This is a genomic window from Arthrobacter sp. Soil736, from assembly GCF_001428005.1.
GTDB lineage: Bacteria > Actinomycetota > Actinomycetes > Actinomycetales > Micrococcaceae > Arthrobacter.
Genome location: NZ_LMSB01000045.1, coordinates 238,047 through 260,455 on the forward strand (window position 1 = coordinate 238,047; position 22,409 = coordinate 260,455).

Annotated in this window: 22 protein-coding genes; 17 read left to right on the forward strand and 5 right to left on the reverse strand. The window is 67.8% G+C overall.

Features of this window, described 5'->3' with window-relative positions:
* Positions 1 to 84 precede the first annotated feature (84 nt).
* Complete coding sequence (locus ASG92_RS22220; protein ID WP_056633498.1) at positions 85 to 1,398, reverse strand: AI-2E family transporter; 1,314 nt, start codon at positions 1,396 to 1,398, stop codon at positions 85 to 87.
* A 191-nt stretch (positions 1,399 to 1,589) separates the two neighbouring features.
* Between ASG92_RS22220 and ASG92_RS22225 the strand changes: the two genes are divergently transcribed.
* From ASG92_RS22225 to ASG92_RS22260, 8 genes are all read left to right on the forward strand, one after another.
* Entirely contained in the window at positions 1,590 to 3,338 is a 1,749-nt protein-coding gene (locus tag ASG92_RS22225; protein ID WP_056633501.1) for a hypothetical protein, read from the forward strand.
* Between the two features lie 122 nt (positions 3,339 to 3,460).
* Entirely contained in the window at positions 3,461 to 4,459 is a 999-nt protein-coding gene (locus tag ASG92_RS22230) for a tetratricopeptide repeat protein (protein ID WP_056633503.1), read from the forward strand.
* Positions 4,459 to 5,562: an NADH:flavin oxidoreductase/NADH oxidase gene (locus ASG92_RS22235; protein ID WP_056633507.1), complete on the forward strand. Its 1,104-nt coding sequence runs from the start codon at positions 4,459 to 4,461 to the stop codon at positions 5,560 to 5,562. Before ASG92_RS22230 ends, ASG92_RS22235 begins: the two co-directional genes overlap by 1 nt.
* A gap of 73 nt (positions 5,563 to 5,635) precedes the next feature.
* Entirely contained in the window at positions 5,636 to 6,400 is a 765-nt protein-coding gene (locus ASG92_RS22240) for an ABC transporter ATP-binding protein (RefSeq protein WP_056633508.1), read from the forward strand.
* Positions 6,382 to 7,953, forward strand: coding sequence for a hypothetical protein (locus ASG92_RS22245; RefSeq protein ID WP_056633511.1), 1,572 nt, complete (start codon positions 6,382 to 6,384; stop codon positions 7,951 to 7,953). The genes ASG92_RS22240 and ASG92_RS22245 overlap by 19 nt, the downstream gene beginning before the upstream one ends.
* A 73-nt stretch (positions 7,954 to 8,026) precedes the next feature.
* Positions 8,027 to 8,809, forward strand: coding sequence for a glucosamine-6-phosphate deaminase (nagB, locus tag ASG92_RS22250; RefSeq protein WP_056633514.1), 783 nt, complete (start codon positions 8,027 to 8,029; stop codon positions 8,807 to 8,809).
* Between the two features lie 75 nt (positions 8,810 to 8,884).
* A complete protein-coding gene (locus ASG92_RS22255; protein WP_056633517.1) occupies positions 8,885 to 9,226 on the forward strand; it encodes a DUF3039 domain-containing protein in 342 nt (113 codons plus the stop codon).
* Positions 9,226 to 11,004 (forward strand): DEAD/DEAH box helicase, encoded by a 1,779-nt coding sequence (locus tag ASG92_RS22260; protein ID WP_056633520.1) that lies wholly within the window; start codon positions 9,226 to 9,228, stop codon positions 11,002 to 11,004. The genes ASG92_RS22255 and ASG92_RS22260 overlap by 1 nt, the downstream gene beginning before the upstream one ends.
* A 104-nt stretch (positions 11,005 to 11,108) precedes the next feature.
* On the opposite strand, the gene ASG92_RS22265 is transcribed toward ASG92_RS22260, so the two are convergent.
* Together ASG92_RS22265 and ASG92_RS22270 are read right to left on the reverse strand one after the other, a co-directional pair.
* The gene (locus ASG92_RS22265) at positions 11,109 to 11,744 is read right to left on the reverse strand and encodes an isochorismatase family protein (protein ID WP_056633523.1); all 636 of its coding nucleotides are present in this window, start codon (positions 11,742 to 11,744) and stop codon (positions 11,109 to 11,111) included.
* A complete protein-coding gene (locus ASG92_RS22270) occupies positions 11,744 to 13,072 on the reverse strand; it encodes a nicotinate phosphoribosyltransferase (protein ID WP_240987251.1) in 1,329 nt (442 codons plus the stop codon). The genes ASG92_RS22265 and ASG92_RS22270 overlap by 1 nt, the downstream gene beginning before the upstream one ends.
* A 37-nt stretch (positions 13,073 to 13,109) precedes the next feature.
* Between ASG92_RS22270 and clpS the strand changes: the two genes are divergently transcribed.
* The 6 genes from clpS (at position 13,110) to rdgB (ending at position 17,520) form a co-directional block, all read left to right on the forward strand.
* Positions 13,110 to 13,490: an ATP-dependent Clp protease adapter ClpS gene (gene clpS, locus ASG92_RS22275; protein WP_056633526.1), complete on the forward strand. Its 381-nt coding sequence runs from the start codon at positions 13,110 to 13,112 to the stop codon at positions 13,488 to 13,490.
* The gene (locus ASG92_RS22280; protein ID WP_056633529.1) at positions 13,483 to 14,049 is read left to right on the forward strand and encodes a DUF2017 domain-containing protein; all 567 of its coding nucleotides are present in this window, start codon (positions 13,483 to 13,485) and stop codon (positions 14,047 to 14,049) included. The genes clpS and ASG92_RS22280 overlap by 8 nt, the downstream gene beginning before the upstream one ends.
* Before the next feature lie 117 nt (positions 14,050 to 14,166).
* Positions 14,167 to 15,174, forward strand: a complete 1,008-nt coding sequence (gene murI, locus ASG92_RS22285; protein ID WP_056633532.1) for a glutamate racemase — start codon at positions 14,167 to 14,169, stop codon at positions 15,172 to 15,174.
* Positions 15,171 to 15,968, forward strand: coding sequence for an MBL fold metallo-hydrolase (locus ASG92_RS22290; RefSeq protein WP_056633535.1), 798 nt, complete (start codon positions 15,171 to 15,173; stop codon positions 15,966 to 15,968). The genes murI and ASG92_RS22290 overlap by 4 nt, the downstream gene beginning before the upstream one ends.
* 116 nt (positions 15,969 to 16,084) lie before the next feature.
* Positions 16,085 to 16,843 carry a ribonuclease PH gene (rph, locus tag ASG92_RS22295; protein ID WP_056633539.1) on the forward strand — a complete coding sequence of 253 codons (759 nt, stop codon included), beginning with the start codon at positions 16,085 to 16,087 and terminating at the stop codon, positions 16,841 to 16,843.
* On the forward strand, positions 16,840 to 17,520 hold the full coding sequence (gene rdgB / locus ASG92_RS22300; RefSeq protein ID WP_056633541.1) for an RdgB/HAM1 family non-canonical purine NTP pyrophosphatase: 681 nt from the start codon (positions 16,840 to 16,842) through the stop codon (positions 17,518 to 17,520). Before rph ends, rdgB begins: the two co-directional genes overlap by 4 nt.
* 88 nt (positions 17,521 to 17,608) lie before the next feature.
* On the opposite strand, the gene ASG92_RS22305 is transcribed toward rdgB, so the two are convergent.
* Entirely contained in the window at positions 17,609 to 18,385 is a 777-nt protein-coding gene (locus ASG92_RS22305; RefSeq protein ID WP_056633545.1) for a VTT domain-containing protein, read from the reverse strand.
* Positions 18,386 to 18,453: 68 nt separating this feature from the next.
* Here ASG92_RS22305 and ASG92_RS22310 point away from each other — a divergent pair, with 68 nt between their 5' ends.
* Together ASG92_RS22310 and ASG92_RS22315 are read left to right on the forward strand one after the other, a co-directional pair.
* Positions 18,454 to 19,458: an exonuclease domain-containing protein gene (locus ASG92_RS22310; protein ID WP_056633851.1), complete on the forward strand. Its 1,005-nt coding sequence runs from the start codon at positions 18,454 to 18,456 to the stop codon at positions 19,456 to 19,458.
* 38 nt (positions 19,459 to 19,496) lie between these two features.
* Positions 19,497 to 20,033 carry a DUF4395 domain-containing protein gene (locus ASG92_RS22315; RefSeq protein ID WP_056633548.1) on the forward strand — a complete coding sequence of 179 codons (537 nt, stop codon included), beginning with the start codon at positions 19,497 to 19,499 and terminating at the stop codon, positions 20,031 to 20,033.
* On the opposite strand, the gene ASG92_RS22320 is transcribed toward ASG92_RS22315, so the two are convergent.
* Positions 20,020 to 21,162, reverse strand: a complete 1,143-nt coding sequence (locus ASG92_RS22320; RefSeq protein ID WP_056633551.1) for an ADP-ribosylglycohydrolase family protein — start codon at positions 21,160 to 21,162, stop codon at positions 20,020 to 20,022. The genes ASG92_RS22315 and ASG92_RS22320 overlap by 14 nt on opposite strands.
* A gap of 220 nt (positions 21,163 to 21,382) precedes the next feature.
* Between ASG92_RS22320 and ASG92_RS22325 the strand changes: the two genes are divergently transcribed.
* Positions 21,383 to 22,375, forward strand: a complete 993-nt coding sequence (locus ASG92_RS22325; protein ID WP_056633554.1) for an aquaporin — start codon at positions 21,383 to 21,385, stop codon at positions 22,373 to 22,375.
* Positions 22,376 to 22,409 lie beyond the last annotated feature (34 nt).

A 22,409-nucleotide genomic window follows, 5' to 3' on the forward strand; every position in this document is an offset into this window, starting at 1 on the left:
CGTGTCCCGGGGCCGCCCGCCCCGGACTCCTCGCCCGGGGCCGCCCGCCTGGGGCCCGTGCGGGCCGTTCCCGCGGCTTTCCCGCTAGTGCTTGTCCTGGCGCACGATATAGATTTCCTTGACGAGGAGCAGGAAGGCGGCCGCGGTGGGGATGGCGATCAGCGCTCCCAGGACTCCGAGGAGGCTGCCGCCGGCGATCACCGAGATGACCGCCACGGCACCGGGGACGGCCACGGCCTTCTGCATGATCCGGGGCGAGATGAAGTAGGCCTCAAATTGGAGGTAGGCGAAGTAGCAGATGGCGTACGCGACTGCCGGCTGCCACCCCAGGGTCAGGGTTATCAGGATGACCACCACTCCGGCAATCAGTCCGCCGACCAGGGGAATGAACGCGAGCAGCGCCACCACGAACGCAAGAAGCACCGCAAAAGGCACGCCGATGACGGACATCACGATGAAGGCGAACGTGGCGTTCAGCAGGGCGACAGCCGCCTGGCCGATCACATAGTTGCCCACCGACCGGGTGATTGCCTCGGACAGCGCCTCCACCCGGGGCCGCCTGGACCGCGGGGCGAGCCGGTACCCCCACTTTTTCATGGCGGGCAGGGCTGCGAGGAAGTACAGGCTGAGCACCAGCACGATCAGTGTCCCGAAGAGGCCGTTCGCGACGGTGGAGCCGAAGCCCACCACGCCGCCGAAGATTCCGCCCATGGCCTCGGGGTTCTTGACGAACTTGTCCAGCTCCTCGGTGATGCGGTCGCGAACCCCAAATTGGTTGTCGAGGGACCTGAAGAACTCCGAGTCGATGAAGTCACGGACCCACACCGGCGCCTGTTGGACGAGTTCCGTCACCTGCTCGACGATCGTGGGAATGAGGGTGGCAAAAAAGCCCACCACCGCAGTGATCAGCACCGATACGGACAACAGGATGCCGGCGGGCCTGGGGATCTTGCGGGTTTCGAGCCAGCGCACCACCGGGTCCAGGCCCAGGGCAATGAAAAGCGCCGCCACAATCCACAGGAGCAGCTGCGTGGTGTTGGAGCCGATCCAGTAGACCAGGAGGGCAAGACCGACGCCGACGGTGCCCATGAAGCCGACGTACAGGGGATGCTGCGCAGAAATGCGCGGGCCGGGGGCACCGAAGCGGGCTGTTTCCGTGTCCCCGCCGGCAGCGGCCCCGGGCTCGAGGTTGTCCAGTTCCTCGGGGGGCATCTCAAAGCGGAGCCGGGGCTGTGCCCCGGGGATGGGCTGGCGAAGCCGGCGCAGCACGGCGACGACCGCAGCAGGGCGGGCCCTGGCTGCGGGCACCTTCGCTTGCGGTGCCGACGGATTCTCGGGGGAGCCGGCGTCGGGCAGGTTTTCCGGGCCGTGGGTGGACGGATCCGTCTGTTCAGTCACTGCTTTTGATGCCTTTTCCGTCCATGGCGCCGCGGCTGCGGGCCGGATGTGATGATCATCGCAAACACTATCAGCAGCCTTGTCAATAGACGGATGGGGGCCCGTTCAGGGGGTGGCTGGAGCTTGCTGCGGAGGGCCGAACTGACTGATTGGTAACAAAACGGTTACTATTGAAAGCAAACCCCCCGCTGATGATAGGTATACCTTTGCGTTTCAAGACTGCAGTTGCACTTGTGCTGCTCGGCCTCCTGACACTGCTGGCCGGAATCGGGCAGAAGACGATCTGGGCCCCGGCCGAGACCTTCACGGCCACGGCTCCCGCTGATTCGAAAGCCGCGCCGCTGACCGTTATTGACCACAAACTTCGCACCGTCGAAGGGGGCACGGTCACCATCAAGGTCAAGGGTGAGGGCAGTTTCCTGCTGGCCGCCGGCCGCCCGGATGACGTCGACGCGTGGGTGGGCAAGACCGCCCACAACACGGTCACCGGACTCTCGGAGGACAAGAAAGCCCTGCAGGTGGAACGCACCGACGGTGAAGCCAAGGCTCCCACTCCGGCAGGATCGGATCTCTGGGTTTCCACAGAAAGCGCCAGCGGTGAGATGGACTACACGTGGTCTGCGCCGGCGGACGGCGACTGGTCGCTGCTGCTGGCCAGCGACGGCACCAAGCCTGCTCCGTCGTCGATTTCCATGACGTTCCCCAATGACACGTCCACGCCGTGGGCCGTGCCGCTCATGGTCCTCGGTGGGCTCCTGATGATTGCAGGCGCTGCGCTGGTCGTCCTCAAGCCCAAGGACGGGACGCCCGGGCAGGGCGGTCCGCTGCGCAACCTGGGAAGTCAGTTCGCCAAGCGGGCCCGTGCCAAGGCCACTGCGAGGGCATCCGCCAAGGCCGGCACCGGATCCGGCACGCGGCTCAGCATTCTGGTGGCAGCGTCCACGGCCGCGGTCCTCGCCGGTACCGGCGTGGCAGCCCAGGCCAGCCAGACGCCGGAGCCGGCCGCCACGGGCGCTCCGTCCAGCGCCGCTCCTTCCGCGGCACCGGCCGCCGGTGATTCGCCTGTGCTCCTTGACGCCCAGTTCCGCCGCATCCTGGAACAGGTTGCCAGCGCCACCGATGCCGGCGATGCCGCCAAGGATGCCAAGAAACTTACAACCCGCGTCGCCGGAACGGAGCTCGAAGTCCGGACGCAGAATTACAAGATCCGCTCACGGGTGGCTTCCTACGATGCGCGCATGCCGGTGCGCTCCACCAAGCTCCTGACCACCGTCGTGACGAGCAAGCGCGCCTGGCCGCGGTCTGTCCTGGCGGTCACGCAGGGCGAAGGCAATGTGGTGCCCCAGCTGCTCACCCTCGTGCAGGGCTCCCCGCGGGAGAACTACAAGCTCGTCGGCACCACTCCGCTGCAGCCGGGTACCACCTTCCCGTCGATCGAACGTAACGGCACCGAGACCCTGTCCAAGGACGACAAGTCCGGGCTGCTGTACAGCGGGGAGGAAGCCCTCGCAGGACTGGCCGACCGCCTGACCAAGGCCAACTCGACCTTCAAGGACAAGCTCGTGGAAGGGGAGTCCTCGCCGTACATCGCGGACACCCTGTCCTACCAGGCTGACGTGGTGAAGGAAGGCGTCAACGGCAAGTTCTCCTTTAGCCACAAGGTGGTACCCGGAAGCACGGTGGTCTTCCGGACGGCGGACGGCGGCGCACTGGTTCTTGGCCGCCTCACGTTCAACTTCGACGGCACTCCGAAGTCCGAGGGCGACAAGCTCTCCATCGGAAGCGACGCGGCGGTCCTTGCCGGCGGCAAGGAAACCACCAGCGGAATGGTGCTGAACTTCGCGGAGTCCATGGCCGTCTACGTGCCGCCGGCTGATTCGAAGGACCCGATGAAGCTCGTGGCTGCCACCCGGGGACTCGTCGGAGCCAAATTCAAGTAAACCCGGCTCCAAGCAGACCCGGGCAGGAGGCCCCGGCCCGGTAACCCGGGCCGGGGCCTCCTGCGTCCGCTGTGCTGTCCGCGGTGCTTCCGGCGGACGCGGGAGTGGCTAGAGTGGAAGCTATGAGTTCGCCAGCATCCCGTCCTGTCCCCCCAGCCGCCGCCAGCCAGCTCAACCTCCGCGGCGCCGTCGATCTTTCCTCGCTCAAGCAGCGGCCTGCACCGCCGGCGGCTGCACCCGGAAGCGGCCCCGGAAACGGTCCGGCAGGGGCTCCGGCGTCTGGTCAGCCAGGCGCTGAGGGGCCCGCGCTCCGCGTAGAGGTCACGGAAGGAAACTTCCAGGACCTCATTGAGTTGTCAGCGCAGGTGCCGGTCGTGTTCGCCCTTTGGGCGGCGTATTCGCCGGAGTCCGCCGGCGTGCTGGACGCGCTGGAGCGGATCGTCCAGAGCTATGCCGGACGGCTGGTCCTTGGCGCTGCCGACATTGACGCCTTCCCCCAGCTGGCCCAGGCCTTCCAGGTGCAGGCCGTGCCCACCGCGGTGGCCGTGCTCAAGGGGCAGCCCGTGCCCCTGTTCCAGGGCGGAGCGGACGAAGAACAGATCCGCGCCCTCCTTGACGAACTGCTCAAGGTGGCCGCCGCAAACGGCGTGTCCGGCAACGTTGGAGGCGGATCGCCGGGCGAGCCCGCCCCCGCTCCCTTGCCGCCGCTGCACCAGAAGGCCTTCGATGCCATTGAGGCCGGGGATTTCGCCGCCGCCGCTGCGGCCTACCGGCAGGCGCTCACCGAGATGCCGGCAGACGCCGAAGCGAAGGCCGGACTTGCCCAGGTTGAGCTCATGGATCGCCTCCAGAAGCTGTCCGGGCCTGACGGCGACGCCCTCCGCCAACTCGCGGCGGACGAACCGGACAACCTCACGGCCCAGCTTGGCGTTGCCGACCTCGACATCGCAGGCGGCCATGTGGAGGATGCCCTGAACCGGGTGGTCGGCTTCATCGGCAGGAATTTCGGCCCGGAGCGCGAGACCGCGCGGATCCGCCTGCTGGAGCTCTTCGACGTCGTCGGGGCAACCGACGAACGCGTCGCGAAGGCCCGCCAGGCTCTGGCACGGGTGCTGTTTTAGTGGCTACGCCCGCGCTCTTCAGGCCCCTGGCCCTGCGGTCATTGGAACTGCAGCACCGGGGCTGGGTCTCGCCCATGTGCCAGTACAGCTGTGACCCGGCCGCTGCGCCCGGAGTGCCAAACGACTGGCACCTGATGCATCTGGGCTCGTTCGCTGCCGGCGGAGCCGCCCTCATCCTGACAGAAGCCGCGGCCGTCAACGCCGCCGGGCGCATCAGCCCGCGCGACGCCGGTCTCTACAACGATGAGCAGGCGGCGGGCTGGGAACGCATCGTCAGCTTCGTGCACCGCCACGGCGTGGCAGACACGAAGATCGGTGCCCAGCTCGCCCACGCGGGGCGCAAGGCGTCCACCTACTGGCCGTTCTCCGGGGACAAAGGCTCCGTGCCCGCTTCCGACGGCGGCTGGGGCACTGTCGGGCCGGGCACCGCCGCTTTTGACGGCTATGCGCGGCCGGCGGCCATGACCGAGGAGGACATCCGGGGCGTCATCGCGGACTTTGCGGCCTCCGCCGCGAGGGCCGTTGACGCAGGCTTCGACACTATTGAAGTGCACGGAGCCCACGGCTACCTCCTCCACCAGTTCCAAAGCCCGCTCGTGAACGACCGCACCGATGCCTGGGGCGGAGACTCGGACGGCCGGAACAGGCTGACGCTGGATGTTGTCGACGCCATCCGGAAAGTGATCCCCGATTCCATGCCGCTGCTGCTGAGGATCTCCGCCACTGACTGGGCCGAGGGCGGAATCGGCATCGAGGACTCGGTGCACCTGGCGTCGCAGGCCGCCGAACACGGCGTCGACCTCATCGACGTTTCGAGCGGCGGAGCCGTGGCACACCAGCGGATCCAGCCCGGGCCGGGTTACCAGACCGGATTCGCCGCACGCATCCGGCGTGAAACAGGCATCGCCACGGGGACCGTCGGGTTGCTGACATCGCCCGGCCAGGCAGAGCACGTGGTGGCCACCGGCCAGGCCGACGGCGTCTTCATCGCCCGGGCCGCCCTCCGGGATCCGCACTGGTGGCTCCGGGCGGCCTTCGAGCTGGGCCACGACCTGCGCTGGGCTCCCCAGTACGAGCGGGCGGTTCCGCGCCACGCGTTCTGACCGCCCGCGGTCATCCCTCTTCTACTCCTTCTGGAGGATCCCCATTGGAGGGTGCGCGGCTTAGGGTGAGTTCATGACCCTTCCCGTTACGGCCCTGTCGATCAGGGGCCTCGCCAAGCGCTTCGGCAGCAAGATCGCCGTGGACGGAATCAGCCTGGAGGTCCCGGCAGGTTCGTTCTTCGGAATCGTCGGCCCCAACGGTGCCGGCAAAACCACCACGCTATCCATGGCCACGGGGCTCCTGCGGCCGGATTTCGGCACGGCGGTGGTGCACGGGGTGGACGTCTGGGCCCGGCCGCTGGAGGCCAAAAAGCTGATGGGGATCCTGCCCGACGGCGTGCGCCTCTTCGACAGGCTCAGCGGCGAACAACTTGTCACCTATGCCGGGCTGCTGCGCGGCATGGACAAGGACGTTGTGGCTTCCCGGGTAGGGGAACTTCTGGCCGCGCTTGACCTCAGCCAGGACGCCGGCACGCTCGTGGTGGACTATTCCGCAGGCATGACGAAGAAGATCGCACTCGCGTCCGCACTGATCCATGCCCCGAAAGTCCTGGTCCTGGATGAGCCCTTCGAATCCGTGGATCCTGTCTCCGCCGCCAACATCCGGGACATCCTGGACAGATACGTGGCCACGGGCGGCACAGTGATCGTGTCGAGCCATGTCATGGACCTGTTGCAGCGGATGTGCGATCACGTGGCGGTGGTTGCGGCCGGACGGCTCCTCGCCGCCGGGACGGTGGACCAGGTCCGCGCCGGCGCGAGCCTGGAGGAGCGCTTCGTCGAACTGGTGGGCGGCCGAAGCCAGACAGAGGGGCTGGAATGGTTGCGCACCTCCTAAGGCTGAAGCTGGCGCTCCTGAGGAACGGCCTGCGGCGGAGTCCCTGGCAACTGGTGGGTCTGGCAATCGGCGGGCTCTATGCGCTGGGGATCGTCGGCTTGTGTGTCACGGCATTGCTCTTACTCCGGCAGCACGATGCCGGCGTGGCCCAGACCGTGGTGGTGCTTAGCGGTGCGGCAGCCGTTCTCGGCTGGGGGATCGTGCCGGTGGTCGCCTCCGCGGCGGACATGACGCTGGACCCGGCCCGGTTCACCACGGCGGCTGTCCCCATGCCGCAGCTTCTGGCCGGACTGGCCCTGGGCGGCCTCATCGGCATTCCGGGGCTGGCCACCGTCCTTGTGGCGCTGGCAACAGTCGGCACCTGGTCGCGCGGCATCCTTCCCGCCGCGGGTGCCCTGGTGGGGGCCGTCGTGGGTGTGCTGACCTGCGTCGTGCTGTCCAAGGTGGTCACCACCGCCACGGCAAGCCTGGCGGCCTCCCGACGCTTCAAGGATGTCAGCGGAACGGCGTTCATGGTGCCGCTCGTCCTGCTAGGCCCGATTATGGCAGGAATCTTCCAGGGAGTGTCGGGCTCGGGCGCCTTTCTGGCCGACCTCGCCCGGAGCCTGTCCTGGACGCCCCTGGGCGCGGCATGGTCGCTGGGCGGCGACCTCGCTGCGGGATATGCCGGCCACGCGGTGCTCAAGCTGCTCATCGCCGCCGCCACGCTGGCCGGCCTGGCCTGGTGCTGGAAGCTTCTGCTCGAGCGGGCGCTGGTGACTCCGCCCTATGCGGGAAGCAGCCGCAGGAAGGGCGGACGGATGGGGCTCTTCTCGCTGTTGCCGGCCACTCCGGTCGGTGCCATCACAGCCCGTTCGCTGACTTACTGGTTCCGCGATCCCCGGTATTCCGGATCACTCGTCGTCATTCCGCTGCTGCCTGTGGTGCTCGCGTTCCAGGGCAGCCAGACGAATGACTTTGGCGTCCTGCTGATCGTCGGGCCGCTGACCGCATTCCTGCTGGCGTGGTCCATTTCGTCCGATGTGTCCTACGACAACACGGCATTTGCACTGCACCTTGCCGCCGGAGTGCGCGGCGTCCACGACCGGCTCGGGCGGGCCCTGGCCTGCCTGGCATTCGCGTTGCCCGCCGTGCTGATCCTGGCAACCGTTCCGTTCTTCATCACCGGGGACTGGGACAAGCTGCCCGGCATCCTCGGGCTGTCGGTCGGGGTCCTCCTGACGGGGCTGGGACTGGCCTCCGTGGTTTCTGCCCGCTACACGGTGGCCGTCCCGCTGCCCGGTGACAGTCCGTTCAAGAAACCGCCCGGCAACGTGGCCCAGACCCTGGCCGTCCAGTTCGGCGGAATGGGGGTCCTCCTGGTGCTTATCCTTCCCGAGTCCGCCCTGCTGATCGCCCAGCTGCTGACAGGGGAACAGGCCTTTGGCTGGATCAATCTCGTGCTCGGCCCGCTGCTTGGATCCGTTCTCTTCCTTGTGGGAGTGAAGGTGGGCGGGCGCTGGCTGGATGCCCGCGGACCGGAACTCCTGGCACAGCTGACGGTGAACCGGTAAAAGCCCCTGCCAGGGCGGTACGGACCGTGATTGACTAGGCAGATAAGGGCGCGACAAGGAAAGGCCGTGGACCATGGAGGTCGTCATCCTTCCGGGCATCCGACAGATCGCCGCCCTGGCGGCGGATGCCGTTGAAAGCCTGCTGCGGCGCAAGCCCGACGCCGTGCTGGGCCTCGCCACGGGCTCGTCGCCCCTTCCCGTCTACGACGAACTGGCCCGGCGCCACGAACGCGGGGGGCTGGATTTCAGCAGGGCGTACGGATTTACCCTGGACGAGTACGTAGGGCTGGAGCCGGGCCATCCCGAGTCATACAGCGAAGTCATCCGCCGCGACTTCACGAGCCGCGTCAACTTTGACCCGCAAAACGTCCGCGGACCCGACGGCAATGCCGAGGACATTCCGGCCGCCTGCCGGGCGTACGAGGATGCCATCCGGGCGCGCGGCGGTGTGGACCTGCAGCTTCTGGGCCTCGGCACGGACGGGCACATCGGCTTCAACGAGCCCGGGTCCTCCCTCGCGTCGCGCACGCGCATCAAGTCGCTCATCGAACAGACACGCCGGGACAACGCGCGTTTTTTCCGCAGCCTCGATGAGGTGCCCCATCATGTGGTGACGCAGGGGCTGGGCACCATCCTGGACTCGCGCCATGCGGTCCTCGTGGCCACCGGCGCCCAAAAGGCGCAGGCCGTCCATGATCTCGTGGAAGGGCCCGTGGCCGCGATCTGCCCGGCATCGGTCCTTCAGCTTCACCCCCATGCCAGCATCCTCGTGGACGAAGCCGCGGCGTCGTCGCTGAAACTCGCCGACTACTACCGCCACACGCACGACCACAAACCGGCCTGGCAGGGCCTGTAGCGCCCGGGGCACGGCCGGACGCGGGCCACTCCGGCATGTCCCGACGTCCGGTGCCCGCTGCCCGGAACAGCTAAGATGGATGGCATGACTAGCATGACGGATCCTCTCGACAACGACCCCATGCGTGAGCTTTCCGGAGCCGGATCGTCCACCGCAACCATTGAGCGCGAGGAACTGCGCCAGGAAGTGGAGCCCGGCGACCGCGAGCGCTTTTCGCACTACGTCCGCAAGGAAAAGATCATGGAGTCCGCGCTCTCCGGAGAGCCGGTCATTGCGCTGTGCGGCAAGGTGTGGACGCCGGGGCGGGATCCCCAGAAGTTCCCCGTGTGTCCCATGTGCAAAGAGGTCTATGACGGCCTGCGGCCCGGAAATGACGGCGGCAAGGGGTCCGGCGGGGACTCAGGCAACAACAAGTAGTGACGGAGACACTCTTCGGCGGACCCACCCTGCCTCCGGCTTATCCGGAACGTGCAGCCTGGGGAACCGCCCCGAAGCTGCGCGCCTGGCAGCAGGAGGCCCTGGACCGTTACTTCAGCACCGGCCCGCGCGACTTCATGGCCGTGGCGACGCCCGGCGCCGGCAAGACGACTTTTGCGCTGCGGGTGGCGTCCATGCTCATCGAGGCCGGCACGGTCAACCGGGTGACGATCGTCGCCCCGACCGACCACCTCAAGCGGCAGTGGGCTGACGCCGCGGCGCGCGTAGGCATCGCCATCGATCCGAACTTCAAGAATTCCGACGGCCAGCACGGGCGCGGGTTCATCGGCGTCGCCGTGACGTACGCACAGGTGGCCAGCAAGCCGATGCTGCACCGGGCAAAGACCGAAGCCGCCCGCACGCTGGTGATTCTCGACGAAATCCACCACGGCGGCGAGGCCCTGTCGTGGGGCGACGGACTCCGCGAGGCTTTCGATCCGGCTGCGCGGCGGCTGTCCCTGACGGGTACGCCCTTCCGCTCGGACACCTCGCCCATCCCGTTCGTGGAGTACGCGGAGGACAGGGACGGCATCAGGCGTTCAAAGGCGGATTACACCTACGGCTACGGCAGCGCCCTGCGTGACCACGTGGTGCGGCCCGTCATGTTCATGGCGTACTCGGGGCAGATGCGCTGGCGGACCAGCGGGGGCGAGGAGATGGCCGCTTCCCTGGGAGAGGCGGCAGTCACCAAGGACGTCACGTCCCAGGCGTGGCGGACAGCCCTGAACCCCACGGGCGAATGGATTCCCGCAGTGCTGGCCGGCGCGGACAAACGCCTCAGTGAAGTCCGGCGCTCCGTTCCCGATGCCGGCGGCCTGGTGATCGCAACGGATCACGACGACGCCAGGGCGTACGCGGGGCAGCTGAAGAGGATCACCGGTGAATCGCCGACGGTGATCCTTTCCGATGATGCCAAGGCCTCGAGCAAGATCGAGGAATTCACGGCCAGCGACAAGCGCTGGATGGTGGCCGTCCGCATGGTGTCCGAAGGCGTGGACGTTCCGCGGCTGTCCGTCGGCGTGTACGCGACGTCGACGTCCACGCCGCTGTTCTTCGCCCAGGCCGTGGGCCGCTTTGTGCGTGCCCGGAAGCGGGGCGAGACCGCCTCGGTGTTCCTGCCCTCGGTTCCCCAGTTGATGGCGCTGGCCAACTCCATGGAAGCCGAGCGCGACCATGCGCTGGACCGTCCGGAGAACGAGGACGGGGACGGCCTCTTCAATCCGGAAGACTCACTGATGGACGAAGCCAACCGGGAGGACAAGGCCTCGGACAGCCTGACCAAGGGCAAGTTCGAGGCGCTGGACTCCCAGGCGTCCTTCGACCGTGTGCTGTTTGACGGCGGTGAGTTCGGCACCGGTGGTGACATCGGTTCCGAGGACGAACTGGACTTCCTCGGTATTCCAGGCCTCTTGGATGCGGAGCAGGTGGGCACCCTGCTGCGCCAGCGCCAGCACGAGCAGCAGAGCCGCAAGAAACGCCAGGCACCGGCGGCCGCGCCTGCGGCCCCGGCAGTCCCGGACCACCGGATGCTGATGGAGCTGCGCAATGAACTGGCCAAGAACGTGGCCGCATGGTCGGCGCGGACGGGGACGCCGCACGGCGTGGTGCACACGAAGCTGAGGACGGTCTGCGGCGGCCCCCCCGTGGCGCAGGCGAACGAAGAGCAGCTCCAGTCCCGGCTGAAGAAACTCCAGGACTGGTTCGTCGGCCGGAAGTAGGCCGGAAAGCATTCAAAGCAGGAAAGGCGGGGCCGCCTCAGACGACCCCGCCTTTCCTGCTACCTGCCGGTTCGCTACCCGCTTGTCCTGCTGCTGCAGTTCGACTACTCGAGGTCGACGCCGCCCAGTTCCATTTCGGCATACGTGTCATCAAGGTCTTCGGCTATTCCGGCCGTCAGGCGCTTGATCACGGTGACGGAGTAGCCGGCCTGCACCGCGTCGAGGGAGGTTGCCATGACGCAGTGGTCGGTGGCGAGCCCCACCACCACGACGTCCTCGACATCATGGCTTTGGAGCCAGTCATCCAGCCCGATGGAGTCTTCCTCGGGAGCGTATTCCGGGTCCCCGGCCGACGGCAGGGAGCCGGGTTTCCGGTCCCCGGTGGGTACCGCATCCTCGGGCGCCAGCAGACCTTCAAATCCGGAGTAGGCGGCGGTGTGGAGGCCCTTGTGGAAATAGGCCTGGATGTGTTCGGTGTCGAGGTCCGGATGCAGCTCCGCCCCCTGCGATCCTGCGACGCAGTGCGGCGGCCAGCTGTCCTTGAAGTCCGGGGTCTCCGAGAAGTGGGCGCCGGGATCGATGTGCCAGTCCTGGGTGGCCACGATGTGATCGAACTGCCCGTGGTGCGCCTCGACATACTCGCTGATTGCGCCCGCCACCGCCGCACCGCCCTCGACCGGCAGCGCGCCGCCTTCGCAGAAGTCGTTCTGGACGTCGACAATGATCAGTGCACGTGACATCAGTTCTCCTCGTAGATGGTGGGGATGGCCGGTTCACCGCGCTGCAGGCGGTGGACGACCGCCGGCAGCTCGGCCATTGAGTCGGCATGGCGCTGGCGGGCGCGAAGCACGCCCTCGTGGCCTGTCCAGCCCGGCAGCAGCTCTCCGTTCTTGATGAACTGTTGAAGCAGGGGGCGGTCATCGCCGTCGTCAACCGGGCGGTGGCCAACCCCGACGATTTCGTGGGTCGCCGTGCCGTGCTCGTTGAGCCTGCGGAGGGCGTATTTCCGTCCGCCCTTGCTGATCTTGTCCTTGGCCGTCTTTGCCACGGACACGAATTCCCCGGCGTCATCGGTGCGGCTGACCAGCTTATAGACCATGCTCGCGGTGGGCGCCCCGGAGCCCGTCACGAGGGATGTGCCCACGCCGTAGGCATCGACGGGAGCGGACTGGAGCGCCGCAATGGCGAACTCGTCCAGATCCGAGGTGACCATGATCCTAGTGTTCTCGTTGCCCAGCTCGTCCAGCAGGCGCCGCACCCACTGGGCCTGCTCCACGAGGTCACCCGAGTCCAGCCGGACGGCACCCAACTTGTCCCCGGCGATCTCCACGGCTGTACGGACGGCCGTTTCGACGTCGTACGTGTCCACGAGCAGCGAGGTGCCGGCGCCCAGGGAGGCGACCTGCGCCCCAAAGGCGTCGCGTTCGGTGTCGTGCAGGAGCGTGAAGGAGTGGGCCGCGGTGCCCACGGTTTTGATTCCGTAGCGGAGGCCGGCCTCGAGGTTGGAGGTGCTGGCGAACCCTGCGATGACGGCGGCGCGGGCGGCTGCCGTGGCCGATTCCTCCTGGGTCCGCCGCGAGCCCATCTCGATGCAGGGCCGGTTGCCGGCGGCGGTGATCATCCGGGACGCGGCCGAAGCGATGGCGCTGTCGTGGTTGAGCACGGACAGCACGTAGGTCTCCAGGATGCAGGCCTCCGCGAACGTCGACTCGACGATCAGGACGGGGGAGTTGGGGAAGTAGGCCTCGCCTTCGGCGTAGCCCCAGATGTCGCCGGTAAAGCGGAAGTCGGCCAGATATTCCAGCGTCTCCTTGTTGACCACGCCGGTGCGTCCCAGGAACTCGAGTTCGGCGTCGCCGAACCGGAATGCCGCAATGCCGTCCAGGAGCCGGCCGGTGCCGCCCACGATGCCGTAACGGCGGCCATCAGGGAGCCTGCGCGCGAAGGCTTCGAACACCGACTTGCGGTGCGCAGCGCCGGAATGGAGCGCTGCCTGCAGCATGGTCAGCTCGTAGTGATCGGTGAACAGGGACGTGCGTGGCTGGTCCCAGCCGGCGGAGGTACTCACAAAATCACTCTAGTGCGCATCCCCATAGAATGGACAGATGACCCTAAGCGTTGCGCTCGGCCCTGACACCCGGGAGAGCACCCAGACCGGAACAGCGGCGTCCACCGACACCCTGACGGCCCCGGACATCCCCTGGAACCTCGTGATCTGGAATGATCCCGTCAATCTCATGAGCTATGTCAGCTACGTTTTCCAGAGCTATTTCGGCTATTCGGAGACCAAAGCCAACAAGCTCATGATGGAGGTCCACAAGAAGGGCCGGTCCATTGTTGCCCACGGCAGCAAGGAACAGGTGGAACAGCACGCCGTCGCGATGCACGGCTACGGCCTGTGGGCAACGGTCGAGAAGGCCACCGGCGGAAACAGCGGGGGCGGCAAAAGCGGCGGCCCGGGCAAGGGCAAGGGGAAACGTGGCTAAGGCTTTCAAATACGGACTCAAGGGCATTACCGGATTCCTGGAGCCGGCCGAACGGGAACTCCTGCGCAGCCTCTTCGACGACGTCGTTTCGATGCTTGAGCCCGGAGACAGCGGCAGCCAGGATCCGCTCGCCGCGCTGATCGGGCTCGACATGGACGTCCGCGAGCCCTCGGACCGCGCCCTCCGGAGGCTGCTGCCCAACGTCATGAAGGACGACGGCGCCGCCTCGCTGGAGTTCCGGCAGCTCACCGAACGCTCCCTGCGGGAGACCAAGATCGGCGCGCTCCGCGCCGCCTCGCTGGACCTGGACAAGGACGAACTTGTCCTGGCTGCCGCCGACGCCAGGCACTGGTCCATGGCGCTCAACGATGTCCGCCTTGTGCTCGCCGAACGCCTGGACATCCAGGACGAGGCCGACGCCGACCACGTCCACCAGATGCAGGACTGGTCACAGGCGGAGGACGTGGAAAGCTACCTGGCCCTCGTGTACAACTTCACCACCTGGCTGCAGGAATCCCTGGTCCAGGCCATGCTGCAGTCCATGGAGTCGCGGCCCTGAGGGCGGCTCCGCAGAGCCGGTGATGTGACAAATTAGACATGAGGCGGACGCCACAATGTGATGGCCGCACCCACCCGGAAGACCTATCCTCGAATAATCATGACTTCAGCATCGAGCATGGATCCGGCAGCAGACGCTGCAGCGGAGTCCGCAACGGCCGTCGGCATCAACCTGGGATCGCGGCCGATCGGGGTCTTTGACTCCGGCGTCGGCGGGCTCACGGTGGCACGGTCCATCATCGATCAGTTGCCCAACGAGTCCATTCTCTACGTGGGCGACACCGCCCACGGGCCGTACGGCCCGCTCCCCATCGCCGAGGTGCGTGCCAACGCCCTGGGCGTCATGGACGAACTGGTGGATTCCGGCGTCAAGCTCCTCACGATCGCCTGCAACTCGGCGTCGGCCGCGGTGCTCCGTGACGCCCGCGAACGCTACACCGCCCGTTACGGGATTCCGGTGATCGAAGTGATCCAGCCCGCCGTCCGCCGGGCCGTGGCCGCGACGCGCACCGGCCGCGTGGGAGTGATCGGCACGTCCGCCACCGTCGGTTCGCGGGCGTACGAGGACACCTTCGCCGCGGCCCCGAACCTTGAAATCACCTCTGCGGCCTGCCCTGCCTTCGTCAGCTACGTGGAAGCGGGCATCACGACGGGCCCGGACCTGCTCGCGGTGGCCGGGGAGTACCTCGAACCGCTCAAGGCGGCGGGCGTGGACACCGTGGTTCTGGGCTGCACGCACTACCCGCTCCTGACGGGCGTGATCTCCTACGTCATGGGCGAGGATGTCACCCTCGTGTCGAGCGCCGAGGAAACCGCCAAGGACGTCTACCGGGCGCTGGCCAGCCGCGGCCTGGAGCGGACAGCCGCCGCCCCGCCGGAACACAACTTCATCGCCACCGGAGACGCCGGCCAGTTCGAAGCGCTTGCGCGCAGGTTCCTGGGGCCCGAAGTCCTCAGCGTCCGCCACGTCGACCACGTCGCGGCACAGTACCCGACCGGAAGCCTGGCCCGGATCACGCCGGAAATGATCGCCGCCGCGCAGGGCACCGCCGCGCGGCCCCGCATCTCCAATTTTGTGGGCCAGGCCACCGGCAGCGGCCACGCTCGCGGGGGTTCCGCCCAGTGAAGCTCACGATCGTCGGCTGCACGGGGTCCTTCCCCGGCCCCGGTTCGCCCGCGTCCTGCTACCTGCTGACGGCGAACGACGGCGAACGCACCTGGAAGGTTGTCATGGACCTGGGCAGCGGGGCCCTGGGTGCCATCCAGCGCTACACGGACCTGGAGGACATCGACGCCATCTTCCTCACGCACCTGCATCCGGACCACTGCATGGACCTGTGCGGCCTGCACGTGGCCGTGCGCTGGAAGCCGGGCGGCTGGGACCGCGGACGGATCCCGGTGTGGGGTCCGGCGGCAACGGCCGACAGGATGGCCACCGCGTACGGCCTCGAACTGGACCCCGGAATGCACGAGGAATTCGACTTCACCAACTGGGCCGAGCGCCAGTCCGTCTCCGTGGGACCTTTCACCGTGACGCCCTTCGCGGTGAACCATCCCGTGGAGGAGGCCTATGCGCTGCGCGTGGAAGTCACCGAGCCGGACGCGTCCGGGGCAGCCGCAACGCGCGTACTGACGTATTCCGGCGACACCGATTCGTGCCGCGGACTTGAGGAGGCGGCCAAGGACGCCGATCTTTTCCTGTGCGAGGCTGCCTTCGAGGAAGGCCGCGACGACGGCATCAAGGATGTCCACCTGACCGGCAAGCGGGCAGGGGAGGCCGCCACCGTGGCGGGGGCCCGCCGACTCCTCCTCACCCACATTCCGGTGTGGACGTCCCCGACGACGGTCATGGCCGAGGCGCGCCCCGTCTTCGCCGGTGATGTCGCCGTCGCCGTCGCCGGCGTGCACTACACGGTCTAAGTCCGGACCGCTTGAAACGGGCCGTCCGGGGCTGGCCGTCCGGCGCCTGCCGCCAACGGAGGACGGCGCTGTGCTCCGGCCGCAGCCGGCCGCCGATAAATCGATAAGCTAAAGGCATGACTTCCGAAGCAACCACAACCCCCGTCATCCGTGCCGACGGCCGCACCCCGGACCAGCTCCGCCCCATCAGCATCACCCGCGGCTGGTCCAAGCAGGCGGAAGGATCCGCCCTGATCGAGTTCGGCAACACCCGGGTCCTGTGCACGGCATCCCTCACCGAGGGCGTGCCCCGCTGGCTCAAGGGCGAAGGCCGCGGCTGGGTCACCGCCGAGTACGCCATGCTGCCGCGGGCCACGAACACCCGCTCCGACCGCGAGTCTGTCAAGGGCAAGATCGGCGGCCGCACGCACGAGATCTCACGGCTGATTGGCCGCTCGCTGCGCTCCATCATCGACACCAAGGCCCTCGGCGAGAACACCATCGTGCTGGACTGCGATGTCCTGCAGGCCGACGGCGGCACGCGGACCGCGGCGATCACCGGCGCCTACGTGGCGCTCGCCGAAGCCATCCGCTTTGCCAGGGAGAACAAGATGATTGCCCGGAACGCCCAGCCGCTGGTCGATACCATCGCCGCCGTGTCCGTGGGCATCATCGACGGCATCCCCATGCTGGACCTGCCCTACATCGAGGATGTCCGCGCCGAGACGGACATGAACGTCGTGGTGACCGGATCCGGCAAGTTCGTGGAGGTGCAGGGAACGGCTGAGGGCGCTCCGTTCGACCGCGATGAGCTCAATCAGCTGCTGGACCTGGCGCTGCTGGGGACCGAGCAGCTGGCCGCGATCCAGCGCGAGACCCTGGCCGAAGCCCCGTGACTGAGAACAGCGCCGTCAAGGGAAGGGGATCCGAAGCGCCGGTTCCCCGGCTGGTGCTGGCCACGCACAACAAGGGAAAGCTGCGGGAGCTGCGCGAGCTGCTGCGGGGGAAGGTTCCCGGGCTCGACGTCGACACGCAGGTGGTGGACGCGTCCGCCGTCGGGGGTCCCGACGTCGCAGAGACCGGGGTGACCTTTGCGGAGAACTCGCTGCTGAAGGCGCGCGCGGTGGCCGAGGCGACCGGACTGGTGGCGATCGCCGATGACTCCGGTCTTTCCGTTGACGTGCTGGGCGGTGCCCCCGGTATCTTTTCGGCCCGCTGGGCAGGGCGGCACGGGGACGACGACGCCAACCTCCGGCTGCTGCTGGCCCAGCTCGCCGACGTACGCGACCCGCACCGCGGCGCCGCCTTCGTCTGCGCAGCAGCGCTGGCGGTTCCGGCGCCGGCCTCGGAGGACGGGGTGCGCGAGGTGGTGGAATACGGCCAGCTCGCAGGAACCCTGCTCCGGGAGCCGCGCGGGGAAGGCGGCTTCGGCTACGACCCCGTGCTCCAGCCCCTCGGGCTGGACCGGAGTTGCGCCGAGCTGAGCCCGGAGGAGAAGAACGCCATCAGCCACCGCGGCCAGGCGTTCCGCGCCCTGCTGCCGGCCATCGTGGAAGCCCTCGGCGGGCACTGACGGCAGCAACCGGCACCAACTGCAGGAAAGGCACCCCCACGGCCGTGGGGGTGCCTTTCCTTTTCAAGTCCTTGGAAAAGGAGCCGGGCTAGTTGTCGAGGTTCGTCTTTCGCTCGGCCTCGGGCTCGTGCTCCTCGATGAACTCTTCCACCGGGTCGGTTCCCAAGGCGGCCGCCTGGCGCTTGGCCGCGACGCCGCGCAGCACTTCGATGCCGATCGGAATGACCGAGACCAGGACAATCACGATGAAGATGATGTCCAGGTTCTCCCGGACCCACGGAATCTTGTCACCCAGCAGGTAGCCGAGGAGCGTCACGCCGCCGCCCCACAGGAGTGCGCCGATCACGTTGAAGAGGAAAAACTTCCGCTTGCCCATCTGGGCCACGCCCACGATGACCGGAACGAACGTCCTGATGATGGGTACAAAGCGGGCCAGAATCAGTGCCTTGCCGCCGTGCTTTTCGAAGAAGTTGTGGGCGCTTTCCACGTTCTCGCGCTTGAAGAGCCGCGAATCCGGCTTGTTGAAGATCGCCGGGCCGGCCTTGGAACCGATCAGGTATCCCGCCTGGTTTCCCACGATCGCGGACACAATGATCAGCGCCGCGAACGCCCAGATGTTGAACTTGATGGTGTCCGTGGCCACGAGCAGGCCTGCCGTGAACAGCATGGAATCACCGGGGAGGAAGAAGCCGACCAGCAGCCCGGTTTCAGCGAAAATGATCCCGCAGACCAGCAGCACCACCCAGGGCGCCAGGGCCGGGTCGGCGAGGAAGACCTGGGGGTTGAGCCAGTCGGGCAGGAAGGAGGACAGATGCGGCTGGACCGGTCCGGCTCCTCCCAGTGCGGGCACGGCAAAGTCGCTCATTGCATTAAAGTTCACGTTTCAAGGGTACTTGACGGTCCTTGGCGTTCCGCGGCGCTACAGTTGTCCCCGTGGGTTTGGACTTTACGGCGATCGACTTCGAGACCGCCAACGGCTTCCGCGGTTCGCCGTGTGCTGTTGGCCTCAGCAAGGTCCGAGGCGGTGTGATCGTCGAGGAGGCCTCGTGGCTGATGCGCCCGCCGGAGAACCACGACGCCTTTGACTATCACAACGTCCGGGTCCACGGGATCCGCCCGGCGGATGTGGCGGGCCGGCCGCGCTTCGGGGAACTGTTCCCGGAGATCGGAGCGTTCATCGGCGGCGACATCCTGGCCGCCCACAATGCCGCCTTCGATCTTGGCGTCATCCGCTCCGGCCTGGAAGTCTCGGGCCTGCCGGGGCCCGCCTACGACTATGTCTGCACCGTGATGCTGTCCCGGCGGTGCTACTCGCTGGTTTCGAATTCCCTGCCCTTCGCCGCCGAAGAGGCGGGCGTGCCGCTGGTCAACCATCATGACGCTGCCGAGGACGCCCGGGCCTGTGCCGGCATCCTGATCGACATCGCGGTCCGCAACCAGGCCAACAGCATCGCGGAGCTGTACCTCTCACTCGGCCTTGCGCTTCCGCAGCAGCCCGCCTTCCACCCCGCGCACGACACCCTCTCCAAACCGACGCTCTCGGCGCTTGCCGCCCTGGGCGGCACGGCAGCCGCGCGCCCCTTCCGAAGCGGATGGCCGGAGGAAGGGGACAATCCCCAGCCCAACCCGGACGCCGAACCCGGCAATCCGCTCTTCGGCCAGACTGTCGTGTTCACAGGCCAGCTGGCCATGCCGCGGCCGGAAGCCAAGATGCGTTCCGCGGAGATGGGGGCGCGACCGGAAAGCCGCGTCACCGCCAGGACCAGCGTCCTCGTGGTGGGTGACGGCTTCGTCGCCGGTGACCTGAGGTCAGGGCGGCTCACGGGAAAGGCCAGGCGGGTGCTTGAGCTGCACGACCGCGGGCAGCCGATCGAGGTCATCTCCGAGGGAGAGTTCCTGCAGATGGTGGGCGGGGCTTCCATTCACATGGCGCAATAAAGCTTTCCCGTGCCGCCCTGCGCTCTTAGCCTTGCTCCATGAGCAGACAGAGCCCCCCGCGCACGTCCGGAGCCGCCGCGGCGATAGGGGTGGACTGGAGGGCCGTGTTTGCCTTCCCCAACCCGGTGAATGAATACGCGGCCAGAATCACGGCCGGGCTGGTGGTGGTGCTCGCCGTAGTCACACTGCTGTCCGGCTTCGGCTGGGGCCTGGCAATCATCGCCGCCGGGTTCTGGCTCCGGGTGCTTTTCGGCCCCAGGATATCCCCGCTGGCGCTCCTGTCCGTCAAGGTTCTGGCCCCGCGGCTGGGACGCGCCAAGCTGGTTCCCGGTCCGCCGAAGCGGTTTGCGCAGGGGATCGGCGCCGCGGTGTCCACCGGGGCGGCTGCGCTGTTCGTGGCGGGCCTCGCCCAGGCGGCGTGGATCCTGCTGGCCGTGCTGATTGTCGCCGCATCCCTGGAGGCGTTCGCCGGCTTCTGCCTGGGCTGCGCGATCTTCGGGTTCCTGCAGCGCCGCGGGATGATCCCGGAGGACGTGTGCGAGGCCTGCAACAACGTGTCCCTCAGGCAGTTGTAACCGCCACCAGCTGGCTGGCCATGCCGCGGATCACCTCGGGCGCTTCCAAGGCTCCGAGCCAGTCAGCCGGCAGGCAGTCCTCGCCGTAGTGCGCGCCCAGGATGTTGCCCGCGATGGATCCGGTGGAATCGCTGTCCCCGCTGTGGTTGATCGCCAGGGCGATCGCGGCCTTGAAGTGCTCCACGGGATCTGCCGCGGACTGTCCTGCGGAGGAGTCGGCGGGAGCGTCAGCCGGAGAGGCGCCGGGCGCCGTCGCGAGGACCGCGTAAAGCCCGACGGCGAGAGCCTCCTCCGCCACCCAGCCCTCGCCCAGCTCGCTGACAAGGTCCTCCGGGTTGAGCACCGGCCGCGTCCCGGTGTCAGCGCCGGCGCGGCCGGCGAGGCGGAGTGCGGCGGCAAGGCGCTCGCGGAGTTCCGGCGCTGCCTCGGCATCGGACTCAACCCGGTGGACGGCGGCCTGCGCTGCCTCCACCAGGCCGTGGCCCTGGATCAGTGAATGGATCAGCAGGCTGAAGACCCCCGCGCTTTGCCGTGCGGACGGATGACCGTGCGTGAGGGACGCCGCGTCGGCGCTCAACTTGTACACGTATTCGGCCGGGATGTGGGGGATGAGCCCGAACGGAGCCGAGCGCATCACGGTTCCGCAGCCCTTCGAATCCGGATTGACCGGGCGGTACACCGTGCCCATCTCGCCGGTGGCGAGCCCGCTCAGGCAGGTGTTGCCGGGCGCCCGGCGGTGACGGAGCACGGGCTGCTCGTCGATCCAGCGCGGCTGCGGCCTGGGAGCCCGTTCCGGGGCAGGCACGCCCTGGGTGTCCAGCCAGCGCAGATAGGCCAGCCAAAGGCAGGCGTTTGCGTCCGCACCCACGCCCGAGTTGGCCCATTCCAGCGCCTCAACGAGCCCGTCCACTGTGTAGAGCGTCATCTGGGTGTCGTCGGAGAAGTGACTCCCGCCGTCGAGGGCTTCGAAGCCCCGGAGCCCGGCCTCGCCGAAGCGGCCGCGGATGGCGGTGATGGAATCAAACTCGATGGCGTAGCCGAGGGAGTCGCCCAGGGCGCCGCCCAACAGGCAGCCATGGATGCGGGACGCCGGGGACGGCAGCGCGGTGGCGCCGGGAACATTGCTCATGCCACCAAATTTACCCGCCAGCCCGGCGGCGCAGCACAGCGGCTTCTTCCCCCGGAGCCATTGCGCGCTCCTTCGGGAGGCAACTTCACGGGAAACGGGCCGGCCCGCGGGAGGCTAAGCTCGAATTCAGCAACCGTCCAGACTCTGCTGCCAGAATGCAGGGTCTGACTCCCGCAGGTGCCGGTGTCACCGGCTCACCGAAACAAAGGATTTCCTGAACATGACCACCCCTGTGTCCGCATCCCCGACCGACGCCGAGTTGCACCGCTCCGGTGACGACGGATTCCGGCCCGGACTGGTTTCCAGGCTGGGGGCCGAAGCGTTCGGAACCCTCTTCCTGGTGATCGCCGGACTGGGCGTGCCGCTCTTCACGCTTCCGCAGTCGAATCCGCTGCCGGCCTCGCTTGCCGGCGGCCTGGCCGTGACGGCCGCGATGCTGGCCTTCGCCTACATCTCGGGCGGGCACTTCAACCCGGCCATCACGTTGGGCAATCTCGTGGCAGGAAAGATCCGGATTGCCCACGCCGCCGCCTATATCGGCGCGCAGCTCGTGGGCGCCGCCGCCGGTGCGCTGACGCTGTTCGGCATCCTCCGCACCGTCCCCAACATTCCCGACACCCGGGCGGCGTTCGATACCGTAACCGCCGGATTCGGCGAACACTCCGTCATTCAGACGCCCATGGCGGGCGTCCTGCTGGCCGAAGTCCTGGGCGCAGCCCTCCTGGTCGCTGTTTTCCTTGGCACCACGGCGCGCCGCAACGTCCACGCGGCAGCGGCCCCGTTCGCCGTCGGCCTGGCGTTTGCCGTGCTGCTGCAGTTCGGGCAGGCCATCGGAAACGCGCCGTTCAACCCCGCCCGGGCCACGGCGTCGGCGCTGTTCAGCAACAGCTGGTCGCTGGAGCAGCTCTGGCTCTTCTGGGTGGCCCCGCTGGTGGGTGCGGCGATCGCCGGCCTTGTATTCCGGGGTTTCTCCGACAGCAGTGCCGCAGCGGCCGCCGCCGCTGCGCGTCCGGCCGGCGACGACGAGGACACCGCAGCAGACGCACTTGACGCCGGCGATGAGCGGAACGGCGGGTTGGACGACAGCGGGTTCGGCGACGGCGCAACGCCAGGCGCAATCCCAGGTGAGGCAGGTCCGGCTTCAGCCGGAGACCGTACCGCGGGGACGCGGGACGAGGCCCGCGACTTTTTCGACGGCCCGCACAACAAGTAGCCCCCGCAACAAGTAGCCCGCACGACAAGTAGCC

Coding starts and splice junctions, on each gene's coding strand:
- rph (WP_056633539.1), top strand. CDS start 16,085: ATGACTTCCGAAGCAACCACAACCCCCGTCATCCGTGCCGACGGCCGC.
- ASG92_RS22225 (WP_056633501.1), top strand. CDS start 1,590: ATGATAGGTATACCTTTGCGTTTCAAGACTGCAGTTGCACTTGTGCTG.
- ASG92_RS22245 (WP_056633511.1), top strand. CDS start 6,382: ATGGTTGCGCACCTCCTAAGGCTGAAGCTGGCGCTCCTGAGGAACGGC.
- murI (WP_056633532.1), top strand. CDS start 14,167: ATGGATCCGGCAGCAGACGCTGCAGCGGAGTCCGCAACGGCCGTCGGC.
- nagB (WP_056633514.1), top strand. CDS start 8,027: ATGGAGGTCGTCATCCTTCCGGGCATCCGACAGATCGCCGCCCTGGCG.
- ASG92_RS22230 (WP_056633503.1), top strand. CDS start 3,461: ATGAGTTCGCCAGCATCCCGTCCTGTCCCCCCAGCCGCCGCCAGCCAG.
- ASG92_RS22320 (WP_056633551.1), bottom strand. CDS start 21,162: ATGAGCAATGTTCCCGGCGCCACCGCGCTGCCGTCCCCGGCGTCCCGC.
- clpS (WP_056633526.1), top strand. CDS start 13,110: ATGACCCTAAGCGTTGCGCTCGGCCCTGACACCCGGGAGAGCACCCAG.
- ASG92_RS22265 (WP_056633523.1), bottom strand. CDS start 11,744: ATGTCACGTGCACTGATCATTGTCGACGTCCAGAACGACTTCTGCGAA.
- ASG92_RS22305 (WP_056633545.1), bottom strand. CDS start 18,385: ATGAGCGACTTTGCCGTGCCCGCACTGGGAGGAGCCGGACCGGTCCAG.
- ASG92_RS22315 (WP_056633548.1), top strand. CDS start 19,497: ATGAGCAGACAGAGCCCCCCGCGCACGTCCGGAGCCGCCGCGGCGATA.
- ASG92_RS22325 (WP_056633554.1), top strand. CDS start 21,383: ATGACCACCCCTGTGTCCGCATCCCCGACCGACGCCGAGTTGCACCGC.
- ASG92_RS22255 (WP_056633517.1), top strand. CDS start 8,885: ATGGATGGCATGACTAGCATGACGGATCCTCTCGACAACGACCCCATG.
- ASG92_RS22240 (WP_056633508.1), top strand. CDS start 5,636: ATGACCCTTCCCGTTACGGCCCTGTCGATCAGGGGCCTCGCCAAGCGC.